16 protein-coding genes are annotated in these 13,198 nt (G+C 42.0%); all 16 read right to left on the bottom strand.

Annotated features, from left to right (window positions below; genetic code table 11):
• Window positions 1-16: 16 nt before the first annotated feature.
• Complete coding sequence (gene ispG / locus FTV88_RS09715; protein WP_153725449.1) at window positions 17-1,087, bottom strand: flavodoxin-dependent (E)-4-hydroxy-3-methylbut-2-enyl-diphosphate synthase; 1,071 nt, start codon at window positions 1,085-1,087, stop codon at window positions 17-19.
• Between the two features lies 1 nt (window position 1,088).
• Window positions 1,089-2,204: an RIP metalloprotease RseP gene (gene rseP, locus FTV88_RS09710; protein WP_153725448.1), complete on the bottom strand. Its 1,116-nt coding sequence runs from the start codon at window positions 2,202-2,204 to the stop codon at window positions 1,089-1,091.
• Window positions 2,201-3,376 (bottom strand): 1-deoxy-D-xylulose-5-phosphate reductoisomerase, encoded by a 1,176-nt coding sequence (locus FTV88_RS09705; RefSeq protein ID WP_153725447.1) that lies wholly within the window; start codon window positions 3,374-3,376, stop codon window positions 2,201-2,203. Before FTV88_RS09705 ends, rseP begins: the two co-directional genes overlap by 4 nt.
• A 5-nt stretch (window positions 3,377-3,381) precedes the next feature.
• Entirely contained in the window at window positions 3,382-4,485 is a 1,104-nt protein-coding gene (gene ytvI / locus FTV88_RS09700) for a sporulation integral membrane protein YtvI (RefSeq protein WP_153725446.1), read from the bottom strand.
• Window positions 4,482-5,279 carry a phosphatidate cytidylyltransferase gene (locus tag FTV88_RS09695; RefSeq protein ID WP_162007982.1) on the bottom strand — a complete coding sequence of 266 codons (798 nt, stop codon included), beginning with the start codon at window positions 5,277-5,279 and terminating at the stop codon, window positions 4,482-4,484. The genes ytvI and FTV88_RS09695 overlap by 4 nt, the downstream gene beginning before the upstream one ends.
• Before the next feature lie 22 nt (window positions 5,280-5,301).
• Window positions 5,302-6,075: an undecaprenyl pyrophosphate synthase gene (gene uppS / locus FTV88_RS09690; RefSeq protein ID WP_153725444.1), complete on the bottom strand. Its 774-nt coding sequence runs from the start codon at window positions 6,073-6,075 to the stop codon at window positions 5,302-5,304.
• A gap of 111 nt (window positions 6,076-6,186) precedes the next feature.
• Window positions 6,187-6,402 carry a hypothetical protein gene (locus FTV88_RS09685; RefSeq protein ID WP_153725443.1) on the bottom strand — a complete coding sequence of 72 codons (216 nt, stop codon included), beginning with the start codon at window positions 6,400-6,402 and terminating at the stop codon, window positions 6,187-6,189.
• Window positions 6,399-6,956, bottom strand: a complete 558-nt coding sequence (gene frr, locus FTV88_RS09680) for a ribosome recycling factor (protein ID WP_153725442.1) — start codon at window positions 6,954-6,956, stop codon at window positions 6,399-6,401. Before frr ends, FTV88_RS09685 begins: the two co-directional genes overlap by 4 nt.
• Window positions 6,953-7,678 carry a UMP kinase gene (pyrH, locus tag FTV88_RS09675; protein WP_153725441.1) on the bottom strand — a complete coding sequence of 242 codons (726 nt, stop codon included), beginning with the start codon at window positions 7,676-7,678 and terminating at the stop codon, window positions 6,953-6,955. The genes frr and pyrH overlap by 4 nt, the downstream gene beginning before the upstream one ends.
• Before the next feature lie 126 nt (window positions 7,679-7,804).
• The gene (tsf, locus tag FTV88_RS09670) at window positions 7,805-8,437 is read right to left on the bottom strand and encodes a translation elongation factor Ts (protein ID WP_153726604.1); all 633 of its coding nucleotides are present in this window, start codon (window positions 8,435-8,437) and stop codon (window positions 7,805-7,807) included.
• Between the two features lie 126 nt (window positions 8,438-8,563).
• Window positions 8,564-9,262 (bottom strand): 30S ribosomal protein S2, encoded by a 699-nt coding sequence (rpsB, locus tag FTV88_RS09665; RefSeq protein ID WP_153725440.1) that lies wholly within the window; start codon window positions 9,260-9,262, stop codon window positions 8,564-8,566.
• A 159-nt stretch (window positions 9,263-9,421) separates the two neighbouring features.
• Complete coding sequence (locus FTV88_RS09660; RefSeq protein ID WP_153725439.1) at window positions 9,422-9,934, bottom strand: MltG/YceG/YrrL family protein; 513 nt, start codon at window positions 9,932-9,934, stop codon at window positions 9,422-9,424.
• Window positions 9,935-9,938: 4 nt separating this feature from the next.
• Window positions 9,939-10,547: a hypothetical protein gene (locus tag FTV88_RS09655; protein WP_153725438.1), complete on the bottom strand. Its 609-nt coding sequence runs from the start codon at window positions 10,545-10,547 to the stop codon at window positions 9,939-9,941.
• Window positions 10,548-10,567: 20 nt separating this feature from the next.
• Entirely contained in the window at window positions 10,568-10,888 is a 321-nt protein-coding gene (locus FTV88_RS09650; RefSeq protein WP_153725437.1) for a hypothetical protein, read from the bottom strand.
• A gap of 45 nt (window positions 10,889-10,933) precedes the next feature.
• Entirely contained in the window at window positions 10,934-12,376 is a 1,443-nt protein-coding gene (locus tag FTV88_RS09645) for a flagellar assembly protein A (protein ID WP_153725436.1), read from the bottom strand.
• Window positions 12,377-12,388: 12 nt separating this feature from the next.
• The gene (gene whiG, locus FTV88_RS09640; RefSeq protein WP_153725435.1) at window positions 12,389-13,183 is read right to left on the bottom strand and encodes an RNA polymerase sigma factor WhiG; all 795 of its coding nucleotides are present in this window, start codon (window positions 13,181-13,183) and stop codon (window positions 12,389-12,391) included.
• Window positions 13,184-13,198 lie beyond the last annotated feature (15 nt).

Below are 13,198 nucleotides of genomic sequence, written 5' to 3'. Positions count from 1 at the left end.
CGATTCACTCCACTAATTATTCTACTGGTAACTGCTTGATTTCTTCCAGTAGGGCTTGTACCATCTGTTCTTGAGAAACTTTTTTAATAACTTTTCCTTGTCGGAAAAGCAAGGCGCAATCTTTACCACCTGCTATTCCGACATCAGCTTCTCTTGCTTCTCCTGGTCCATTGACGACACAACCCATAACAGCAACAGTAATTGCTCTTTTTTCTTGGGTGAGTGCTTGCTCGACGGCTTCAGCAACAGCAGCTAGGTCAATCTGGCAGCGGCCGCAGGTAGGACAGGAGATCAGTTCCGGGCCACGCTTACGCAATCCTAGTGATTTGACGATCTCCCAAGCTGTATGAACTTCTGGTAGGGGATCGCCTGTTAAAGAGACTCGAATCGTATCACCAATACCTTGTGCAAGTAAAGCTCCTATGCCTACGGCCGATTTAATAACGCCGGAGCGATGGGTCCCTGCTTCTGTTACACCAACATGTAAGGGGTAGTCAACTTTTTCTGCTAGACCCTGATAGGCTGCTACCATCAACGGAACGGACGATGCTTTGAGGGATATTTTCATCCAGGGATAGTTTTCATTTTCTAGGATTCGAATATGCCCTAAAGCGCTTTCAATCATACCTTCTGGCGTAATTCCCTGATATTTTGCTAGGATGTTTTTTTCAAGAGAACCTGCGTTAACACCGATTCGAAGGGGAATTTTTTTCTCTCTGGCGGCAGCGATGACTTCTCGTACTTTTTGAGCTCCACCAATGTTTCCAGGATTTAATCTTAATCCATGAACACCTGCTTTAAGAGCGCCAATCGCTAACTTGTAGTCAAAATGAATATCGGCAATTACTGGCATGGGAGACTTTTTTACAATTTCCTCCAATGCCTCTACCGCTTCTTGATCGAGTACAGCCAGTCGAATTATTTCACAGCCTGCTTCGGCTAGCTTTTCAATTTGCTTTACTGTTTTTTCTCGATCTCTTGTATCGGTATTGCACATGGACTGAATCGAAACGGGGGCATTGCCCCCGATAGGTATAGAACCAACATGGATTAGACGCCTTTTTTTTCGCGGTAGAGGAACGATCAACCTATCCGCCTCCCATTAAGCGAATTACATCTCGATAAGCAATCAAGATCATTAGAGCAATGAGGAAAGCAAAGCCGATCAAGTGAATCATATTCTCTTTGGCTGGATCGATTGGTTTGCCTCGTACTGCTTCTATGCCTAAGAATATTAACCGACTTCCGTCTAAGGCTGGAATGGGCAGTAAGTTAATGATCCCTAGGTTCACAGATAAAATTGCAGCTAACATGAGAAGGTTAGACCAACCCGTTTCTGCTGCTTTGCCTATTTCACTTACGATCATGACTGGTCCACCTACATCAGCTGGGGCCGCACCTGTGATCATTTGAAAGAGACTCTCTAAGATCAAACTTGTGAGCATGTACGTATTCATTAAGCCCAAGCGAATCGATGTTAATAAGCTTTGCTTTTCATGATAGATAGTACCTTCATCAACCACAATTCCAAGCTGGCCTACATTTCTTTCAGGATCCAGCATGGGTGTTACACGAAACTCCTGTACGGAACCTTGACGATCAATTAACAGTCGTAGCTCTTCCCCTGCTCGCGGATGAATCTCTTGGATTAATTCAGCCCAGTTGCTTACTGGCCTGTCATCAACAGCAACGACACGATCTCCAGGTTCTATCCCTGCCATAGCAGCAGGTCGTTCTGGTATGACATCGCCAATTATATTGGTGAACATGGGGGTTCCTACAATTGCGTAAATATAGATAAAGAGCAGAAAAGCAAGAACAAAGTTCATAAAAGAACCAGCAAAAATAATGGCAGCTCGCTTAGAGATTGATTTGTTACTAAAACTACCTGAGTCGTACGTATTTCCACGAACTTCTTTGTTTTCTTTAAAATCTACACTTTCATCGCTGTCTGCATGCTCAGTTCTTCCTTGACTTTCTTTGTTCTCTTCGGGATCCATGCCAGCCATTCGCACATAACCACCGATTGGCAAAGCACGAAGAGCATACAAAGTCGGTCCTCGCTGATATCCAAATATTTTTGGACCCATGCCAACACTGAACTCTAAGACACGAACGCCTGACATTTTGGCCACAATAAAATGACCAAATTCATGAAACACAATTAACAACCCGAATACAAAGACCGTAGCAAGGAACGTCATTCTGAGTCCTCCCTAGTAAGCTTCACCATTGAAATGGCAAATTCTCTTGCCCATTGATCGGCTTCTTGAATATGAGCTAACTGCGGCTTCGCGACCCATTCGTGACGATTCATTGTTTCTTTAACGATTTTCGGAATATCCATAAAGCCAATCTTACGTTGTAAAAAAGCATGTACTGCCACTTCATTCGCACCATTCATAACAGCAGGCATTGAACCGTCAGCTCGTCCGGCTTCTAAAGCCAGCTCTAAGGCTGGAAAGCGCTTATAGTCAGGCTGCTGAAACGTAAGCCCTGTTAGGGTTGTTAGGTCGAGTTTGGGCCAGCAGCTCTCCCACCGCTGTGGGTACGATAAGGCGTATTGGATGGGTAATCTCATATCAGGCAAGCCTAGCTGTGCTATTACGGAACGATCTGTAAATTCTACCATAGAGTGGATAATGCTTTGAGGATGAATTAATACATCAATACGATCAAAATCCACATCAAATAACCATCGGGCTTCAATCACTTCTAACCCTTTGTTCATCAACGTTGCAGAATCGATGGTTATTTTAGGGCCCATTCGCCAGTTCGGATGTCTTAGAGCGTCTTCTGCTGTTACTTTTTTCAGTTGTTCTAGCGAATAATCTCGGAAAGGTCCGCCTGAAGCAGTTAAGATGAGTCGTGCTTGCTCACAATCTTGTTGTTGTATACATTGGAAAATGGCTGAATGCTCACTATCGACAGGTAACAAGGAAACGCCTTTTTCTTTTACCATATCCATAATTAAGGCACCTGCAGCAACAAGTGTCTCTTTGTTGGCCAAGGCGATGTTTTTCCCTTGCTCAATGGCAGAGACAGTAGGTCTAAGCCCAATAGCACCACTAACGGCCGTTACTACCGTATCGGCTTGTTCATGAGTCGCTACAGCAATTAGGCCTTCTTCTCCGACCATTACAGGAACATCGATAGCTTGCTCATAGAGGGCTTGTGCTAATTCTTGCGCACCTGTTGAATCCATCATTGCAACCAGAGAGGGTTTGTATTTTTTTGTCTGCTCAAGTAGTTCTTGCCAATTCGAATGAGCTGCTAAGGCGACAACTTGCAAGGCCTGAGGATGTTGATCGACCACTTCTAAAGTTTGCTTGCCGATAGAGCCCGTTGAACCTAAAATTGCAATTGCTTTGGTCAACAACTTCACCTCGTTTGAAAATCACGAAATATTCCAGCTCGATAGAGAGACATCAACAATAGTACAATGGTAGGTCCAATTATAATGCCAATAAATCCAAAAGCTCGTAAGCCTACGTAGATTGCCAATAATGTCACAAGGGGATGAAGACCTATAGAATCTGCCACTACTTTTGGTTCAATCATTTGGCGGCTTACGGCTAAAAAGCCGTATAAAAGAGCTAATTTCAAGGCTAGTCCATAATTTCCGGTGAGCAATTCCCATCCAATCCAAGGGATGAATAAAAGACCGGGACCGATAATCGGTAGAATATCAAGTACACCAGCAAGTATCCCAATTGTAAATGCATATTCCACGCCGATTATGTAAAGCCCTAAAATTGTTAAAATTCCTGTGATGGTGATTAAAATAAATTGAGCTCGAATAAAGCCCATAAAGGCTCTACTCATCTCTAACAATACTTGTCGTGTTTGCTTTGCTCTTTGTCGTGGTAGTACACCGTATAAAAGTCCTAAAATAACTCTTTTATCACGGCTAATAAAAAATGTTGCAATGATGGTAAAAAGCAAGACTGTAAAAAATTCAGGCAAAGCCGCAAGGGCTTCTAATAAAAAGTTAGATAAAGATACCATCATGTTTTTTACAGTAACTAAAGCATCAGAAGTGACTCTTTGTATGGTTGCAACAACTTCTGGTGATGAGTAAAGCAAAGCGTAATAGGGCTCTGCTGCATTAATCCAGTCCGTAAAAAAATCACTAATTTTCTGTGGCGATGGTAAATTCGCTGCTATTTTTAATAATTCAACGACAAGGCGACTGACGATAAAAAAAACTGTAAAGCTAAGTAGACCAATAAAAAGGATAAGCGAGATCAAAGAGGACCAGCCTCGTGAAATCTTAGCTTTCTTTGCTAGAAATTCGACCAGAGGATCCATGAGTACTGCAATGGTCGCACCAACGATAAATGGAAAAAGATAAACTGTTAGCCGACTCATTAGCTCGCCCGAAAGGGGAAGAATAAAATTAATAACTAGTAAAGCTAAGATGAAACCAAGCGTCCAAGTGGCCAACTTCAAGAGGAGAGACAGGGAATCTTGCCAATCTTTCATCGCAGCCACACCTCAATTGTTAGAAAAAAATAATAGGCCGCTGGAGCAGTCCATAAGATACTATCAAAACGATCTAAGACGCCACCATGACCTGGGATGAGGGTGCCAGAGTCTTTTACGTGGGCCATTCTTTTCAGCGCTGACTCAGCTAAATCACCAAATTGACCAAGTATTGATAATAGAATCGATAGTGCAACCAACAAAGATAGATTCACGTTGGGAAACCAGAGAGAACCAAAGGTGACGCCAATAACTGTGGCTAGGAGAATGCCTCCTATAGAACCTTCGATTGTCTTATTGGGGCTAAGCTGCTTTGCTAGCGGTCTTTTTCCAAAGGCTCTTCCTGCAAAGTAAGCGCCTGTGTCGGTAGCCCAGGTGATAAAAAAAGTAAGCAGAAGTATTTCTAATCCGTTAGGCAATTGTCGTAATAAAATAAGGTGACCAAGGAGCCAACCCGTTAGTAAAGCACCGACTACAGCGATGGCACCATCTTGCGGCTGCCCCTCCGGAAAGGTAATGGTAAAATGAGCTAAGACGGCTAGTGTAGCTAACGCTATTAACCAAGTAAGCCCCTGTCCGCCATAGTGAGCAACCAGTACCAAGGCAATTACCAAGGGGTAGGCAATCCACAAGGGGGGGCGATAGTCCATCCGTCTAGCCATAACCTGAAATTCACGATAACCGATTAAAGCCAAGATTGCGACTGCAATCGTCATCCACCAACCACCTTGATAGACGATGGCTATGAGCACAGGGATACCTATAATAGCACTTACAATTCGCTTCCAAAGCACGAGGAAAATTCCCCCTATACTTTTACGCCACCAAACGTCGATCTCGTTTTTGGAAATCAATGATGGCTTGCATAAGTTCAATTCGTCCAAAATCAGGCCATAAAGTCGGTGTTACCCAGATCTCTGTATAAGCTGACTGCCATAATAGAAAGTTAGAAAGTCGTAGTTCACCAGAAGGTCTAATTAACAAATCGGGGTCAGGTATTCCAGCTGTATATAGATACTGTCCAAATAACTTTTCGTTTATTTCAGCTGTTGTCATGCGACCCTGGGAAATTTCTTCAGCGATTCTTTTGACCGCTTCTACGATTTCTAAGCGTCCTCCATAGTTCAATGCTACATTCAATATCATTTTATCATTCTTTGCCGTTTTTTGGATAGCTTTTTCCAGTTCTCGGCGTGGCGCTTCTGGTAATTCTGAGATAAGGCCAATTGTAGAGATACGTACACCTTTCTGGTGAAGATCATTCAGTTCTCGTTGTAAATATTCGACCAAAAGATCCATTAAAGCATTGACTTCATCGGCTGGACGCTTCCAGTTTTCTGTGGAAAAAGCGTAGACCGTTAGAACAGGAATTCGTAAGTCTTCGCAAGCTTCTAAAACTCGTCTTAATGACTCTACACCAGCCCGATGACCTGCTGCACGAGGCAGACCTCGACGATTGGCCCATCGCCCATTGCCATCCATGATAATAGCAATATGCTTGGGCATTCGTTGGGGGTCAATTTGCTTAATGAGCTCTTGTTCTGACGGTGTGTTCTTTTGCTGGCTAAAGGGCCAAAAACGCCTCGTCAAACCCAACTCCCCCTTCTAGTTTTTACCATAAAAGATCGTTTTTATAATTATAACAAAAAAAGATGGAAACCCCCTCGGAGCCCCGAGGGGGTCATGTTTTTTACCTAATGTTTATCTTTGAAAAAAAGCATAGAGGAGTTCGATCTGTTGAGATTCTTTGACCTGTACTTGCAAGACGCGAGGTATGGGTTGGGCTGCTTCTGTTCTTAACACTTTACCAGTTAGACGACTCTCTACAGAAAAACCCAGATCTTCATATTGCTTTTGAATTGCCTTAAGGTTGAGCCCTACAGCCTTTTTAGTTTCTTCTTCTGTCAGAAGGATCAAATCTCCATGATCTCCTCTTCTTTTCTTTCTGCTGTGGCATCTACTTCTTTAATGTATTTGTCTGTTAGCTTTTGAATCTCTTCTTGACCTCTTTTGGACTCATCTTCCGATATGCTGTTCTCTTTAAGAAGAGCTTTAATTTCTTCATTAGCGTCTCGTCGGAAATTACGCATAATGACGCGATATTCTTCCGCTCTTTTCTTCGTCGTTTTAACCAAATCTGCTCTTCGCTCTTGTGTTAGAGCTGGAATGGCCAACCGAATTACCTGACCATCGTTAGAAGGCGTTAAACCGAGATCAGACTTAAGAATTGCTTTTTCGATTGCAGCCAGATCGCTTTTACTCCATGGTTGTATGACTAGCAAGCGAGGCTCTGGTGCAGAGATATTGCCTACTTGATTAACAGGCGTTGGTGTACCATAGTAATCGACAAGAACTTTGTCAAGTAAAGCTGGGTTTGCTCGACCTGTACGTATACTTTGGTATTCTTTACGAAGGGCATCTAAGGACTTTTTCATCTTATCTTCTGTTGCCTTCTTGATGCCAGCGATCATAGGTCGTTCCTCCTTACAATCGTACCAATCTTTTCTCCTTCAATCGCTCGCTTTATATTTCCAGGCCTATCAAGGCCAAAAACGATTAAAGGAATATGATTGTCCATACATAATGATGTGGCCGTAGAATCCATAACACCTAAGCCACGATTGAGTACGTCTATATAAGACAATTCTTCAATTTTCTGCGCATTGGGGTTTCTTCTTGGATCGGAGTCATAGATGCCATCAACGCCACGCTTCGCCATAAGTATAACATCTGCTTCAATCTCTGCCGCTCGTAAGGCTGCTGTTGTATCCGTGGAAAAATAGGGATTGCCTGTGCCAGCTGCAAAAATAACGACTCGACCTTTTTCAAGATGACGAATGGCACGACGCCTTATATAGGGTTCAGCCACTTGTCTCATCTCAATTGCTGTTTGAACACGAGTGTCAACATCTCTTTTCTCTAAGGCATCTTGTATTGCCAGAGAATTCATGATAGTGGCTAACATACCCATATAGTCCGCTGTTGCTCGATCCATGCCTTTTGCCGAACCAGCCACACCTCGCCAAATATTACCACCACCGACAACAACGGCTACTTCTACGCCACAGCTTTTAACTTCACCAATCTGGTCTGCTATAGAATTAACTACATCAGGATTTATTCCATAGCCCTGATCGCCTGCTAAGGCCTCTCCGCTTAGTTTTAAGATGACTCTCTTATATTTGATTTGCAACGGAGTGTTACCTCCTTTGTACTCTATTCCCTTTTCTACAGAAGCTTGGAAAATCCTTTTATTATAAAAAAGGAGAACACGATTTTGTGTCCCCTTTTTTGGTCTAGCCAGGCCTTATAACAGCATTTACTTGTTCATTTCAGCCATTACTTCAGCTGCAAAGTCATCTTGCCGCTTTTCTAAGCCTTCTCCCAATTCAAAGCGAACAAAGCGTCGAATATTGATGTTCTCACCAATACGAGCAATTGCTTCTTTGATCATCTCTTCTACAGTCTGATCGGGATTTTTGATAAAGCTTTGTTCCATTAGGCAGATTTCTTTATAATACTTGTCAATTCGACCATCAACCATTTTGTCGACAATATGTGCAGGCTTGCCTTCGTTGAGAGCTTGTGAACGAAGTACTTCTTTCTCTCTCTCAATATTAGCAGCTGGAACTTCTTCTCGTCTAACATATTCAGGCTTAACAGCTGCTACTTGCATAGCCAAATCACGACATAGGCTGCGATAGTCATCTGTTTTTGCCACAAAGTCAGTCTCACAGTTAACTTCAATCAGTACACCAATACGTCCATCACCATGAATATAAGACTCTACGCGGCCTTCTGCTGCAATACGGCTTGATTTTTTTGCTGCTGCGGCTAAGCCTTTTTCACGAAGTAAATCAACGGCTTTTTCTAAATCGCCTTTTGTCTCTGCCAGTGCTTTTTTACAGTCCATCATACCTGCGCCCGTGCGCTCGCGTAATTCTTTCACCATGGCTGCTGTAACCACAAACGATTCCTCCCTACGATTTCGCTCACTCAGTTAGTATTCCCTTCGTTATAAGAGAATAATCTAGCAAAAAAGGGTGACCCTGGGGTTTACCCCGGTCACCCCTTTCACTTATTGGGCTTCCGATTGTCCTTGGTTGCCTTCAAGAACAGCATCAGCCATTTTTGCTGTTAACAGCTTTACTGCTCTGATAGCATCGTCATTACCAGGAATGACGTAATCAATCTCATCGGGATCGCAGTTTGTATCTACAATGCCAACGAGTGGAATTCCTAAGCGACGAGCCTCGGCTACAGCAATACGCTCTTTACGAGGATCAATGATAAAGATAGCGCCAGGAAGTTCCTTCATATCTTTAATACCGCCAAGGAAGCGCTCAAGCTTCTCTTTTTCGTGTATCAATTGAGAGACTTCTTTTTTGGGCAACAATTGCATGGTGCCGTCTTCTTCCATCTTCTCTAGCTCACGCAAACGTGCAATGCGCTTTTGAATCGTTTGGAAGTTTGTCAACATACCACCAAGCCAGCGCTGGTTGATGAAATACATGCCACAACGTTCTGCTTCTTCTTTTACAGAGTCTTGTGCTTGCTTCTTCGTACCAACAAAAAGAATCTTTTTGCCCTGTGCCGCCACTTCACGAATAAAGTTATAAGCGTCGTCTACTTTGCGTACCGTCTTCTGTAGATCAATAATGTAAATTCCGTTACGCTCAGTGAAGATGTAGGGGGCCATCTTAGGGTTCCAGCGTCGTGTCTGATGTCCAAAATGAACACCAGCTTCTAATAATTGCTTCATGGAGATAACCGCCACAACTCCACCTCCTTCCAGGTTTTTCTTCCTCCGGTTGCTTCATTCACTCTCGCCACCCTTGGCTTTCTCAAGGGAACCAGACGAGATAATCGGTCAACCGTGTGTAATCACACCAAAATGAATTTTATCATAGTTAAGAAGGGTTGGCAAGAAAAATGTCTATTTTTCAGGTCCGGTGAGCAAGAAAGATGCAATTTCTTCGTCTGTCATGCCATAGTAAAACTGATAGGTTCCTGTCTGTATGCGTCGAACATAGTTTTGGGTAATCATATAGTTGTTAAAACGCATTCTATCATCTATGATCCCAGCATTTTCTAGCCTTCTTGCCACTCTTGTAGATGTTTCTCCCCAATAAACGGTAAAATCTTTGTATTCCCTGTTTACTTCCTCTAAAAGATTCTCTTCATTTACCACTATCTTTTCTTCTGCTATCTCTATTGCAACTTTTTCATTGTTGTAGGTCTTATGAAAATCATCTTTTTCTTTCTCATGAATGGCGAGAGGCTCTATACCTTGCTCATTACGATCTTTTTCGTCTCCTCCTAAATAGTACGTCGAGATGCCTACAGAAAATAGGAGCACGCCTACAACAAAGAGAACCTTCCCGTCGATCGCTCCTCTTGAACGATTGGCAGAGAAGGTTCTGTGATCAGATAGATGGTTGCTGCCCAATGATTCATGCCCTCCTACTCAACTGGTTGATCAATTGAAGTTCTCCTAGACCGATATGGAGAAGCTGGGCAATCTCACTGTCTTTGATCCCGATCTTTTGTAAAGGTGGAATCTGTGCATAACGCTCTGCTTTACTCCATGACTGGGGTTTGCCTTTATTTAAAGACTGAATATATACTTCTGCTTGCAGATATAAATTTTTCTCTTTAACCCTGTCTTTAGGGGTATTTTTCCTTTTTCGTTGCACTATCGACTCTTTCTGATAGTAAGAAGCCGTTGCTGCATTCTCCATCAAAGCCGAAGTAATGGTTTCATTAGGAGTAAGACTTTTGATATCTTTTCCTTTTTTATCTTCCTCTATATTTGACAAGGTTTCTTTCGCTTGGGCAACTTCATGTTGAATCTTGTTCACAATATCTTCACTATGCATTGTTGCTACTTTCAGCAATTCTTGTAGATCTCGCTCAACCAACTTTACTTCTACGAGTTTTTTCTCGATCTCTTCTGCTTCTAATAGCGCTGCTTCTTTTTTTTGCTGCTGCTTTGAAATTAAGAGGATTCCAGCGGCCATCAGCAATGTGCCTGTAACAGCAAGTGCTAGACCAATATCCACACTTCAACCTCCCACTGAATTTATACTCGAATATCGAAGTGTCTTCCACTATGAGGATCATTGGATGTCTCTTTCTTACTATCCTTGGATTCTGATTTGTTTTTTTGCTTTTTCTTTTGTTCCTCTTTGGATTGATTACCCTCTCTTTGTGCGTCTATTTTTGCATCTTCTGATTGGGGTGTTTGTAGAACTTTTTTTTGATTGGCTTCTGCATTTTGTTGTGCCTGTTGTCCCATCCAGTCTTGTTGATTTTGAGGTGCTTGTTGTTGTACACTTTGTTGCTTTCCTACGTGAGAAACTTTCGGAAGCATAACCTGCATATCTACAGAACGAACGGTCATAACCTTACACTCCTAACATTGTAGAATAAAAAAGTTAATACCTGTCTAGTAGTTATAAGGTTTGAAATGCAGCTCCCCATCTTCAACAAGAGCAGTTGCAAAGTCAATTTTATCACGAATTCGTGTTGTATATTGACCTATTTTTATAGCCACTCCTGGATAAATACAACTGGCTGCTCGAATTTTTCCTCGATTGCCTTCATCTAAACGAAGTTCTAAGACTTCTCTTTCTGCTTCTAAATCTTTAATTGTCTTTAGTAGTTGAAATTGTGTACGTGTCAGTCTCAATAGTAACATTCGTTTATCTTCTGCCAATGAGCCGAGTCTTGCTTCCCAGTCTTTTAAAACTTTGATTGCTTTTTGTGTTTTGTCCAGATTAGAGCGGTTTTCTTCGAGCTTTTTTATAGCTTCACTGTATTTTTGACGAACCCTTGGGCAAACGCCTACTTCTAATTCAGTAACTGTAGCATGAAGAGAGCCTATAGTTTTTGCAGCAATCTCTCGACCGGTTCTACATTGTCCACCAACAATGAGTCCTTTTTTTCCACCGACCATAAGATTGGTGCCTGCATCAATGTAAGAATGCATGATGGCCTCTCCTACCATTACATCGCCACCTGCTTTAATTGTTGCATTCTGAATAAATTTCGATAAGACATTGCCTTTCACATCAATGATAGAGCGTTGTTGACCTTGTATACCTTGACGTACTGTAAGGTTGCCTCCAACAGTGACAGAACCCCCGTCAATGGAACCTCCTATTTCTAAGTCTCCTTCACATTGAACGGAGAAACCATAAGTGATAGAGCCGCGAACAAGAACGGTACCTAAAAAGTTTAGGTTCCCTGATGCAAAGTCAACGTCACCTCTCAACTCATAAACGGGATCGACACTAATCTTACCTCCGTTCACATGAACATGGCCTGCCAATGTAGCTGTGAGTATCATTTCGTCAGGGCTCAGTTGTGTGTTTTTACCAAAGGCAATTCGAACATCTTTGCCAGGCTTGGCTTTTAGTTCATTGCCTTTCACAGTCATTCCTGATTCTCCCGCTGTAGGTGCTATTTTTACAGCCAATATTTCGCCAACTTGTACATTCTTAATTAAATTTAGGTTATAAAAGTCTACTCGACCATTGTCTAATTCTACAGGCTGAATTCTGTTATCAGTGCTAAATCGATATTCTATGATTCCATCTTTCCCATGAGTGGCTACTTTGCCTTTTGCTACTAAAACACTATCCATAGGATTCATTTCAAGAATAGCTCTATCTATTTCTTCTTCAATAAAACCGTATTGAATACCCATTTCTAATAGTGCTTTTTTTGCTATTTCTCGTGTAACAGGCGCGCCGCCTTTTGGTGGCACTATCGTTAAGTAGGCTTCCATTTCATCTCGTGAAACAGTTACATGAGCCTCTCCGTCTTTTCTCTCTACTTGCTCTTCTTCTTTTTCTTCTCTAGACTTCACCTTTCTTTCTTCCGTCATTTTCACAACTCCCTATACGTTAAATATTTTTTTCTTTTGCCGAGCCAGTTGTCCTCGAAGTCGTAATATAGCTTTTGTGTGGATTTGTGAAATACGAGACTCTGATAATTGAAGTACAACGCCAATTTCTTTTAAAGTTAAGCCTTCGTAATAGTAGAGGGCTATTACTTTCTGTTCTTTATCTGAAAGTCTATCAATAGCTTTCGTCAAAATTTCTTTAATTTCTTGAAATTCTATTGACATACCAGGATCTTCAACGTTTTCATCTACAATTGTCTCAATTAGCGATACTGTTTCACTCTTATCTCTGTCAGATGGCCAGTATTCATCTAAAGATAATAAAGTCGTTGCTTTTAGATCATGTATGATTTTCTGATAATCTTTACTTGTTATGCCCATGGCTTGTGCTACTTCTTCATCAGTTGCTTCTCGACCCAACTGATGCGCTAGAGAAGCCATTGTTTTTTCCACTTCTTTTGCTTTTTGCCGCAAAGAAGCAGGTACCCAATCCATTGCTCGTAATCCGTCTAATATGGAGCCTCGAATTCGAGCAATTGCATAAGTCTCAAATTTGAGGCCTCGAGAAAGATCAAACTTTTCGATTGCATCAATAAGTCCAAAAATTCCATAGCTGGTAAGATCATCTCTATCAACATTCGGAGGCAAGAGCATAGAGAGTCTTCCTGCTACGTATTTGACGAGCGGTGCATACAGTAAAATTAGCTCTTCTCTTGCTGTATCGTCTTTGCTTACTTTGTATTGTTTCCAGAGCCTGGCCTGATCCTCTTTGGTCGGAGACAACGTCATTGTTACGACCACCTA

The organism is Heliorestis convoluta, from assembly GCF_009649955.1.
GTDB lineage: Bacteria > Bacillota > Desulfitobacteriia > Heliobacteriales > Heliobacteriaceae > Heliorestis > Heliorestis convoluta.
This window is presented reverse-complemented; position numbering and strand designations above follow the sequence as displayed.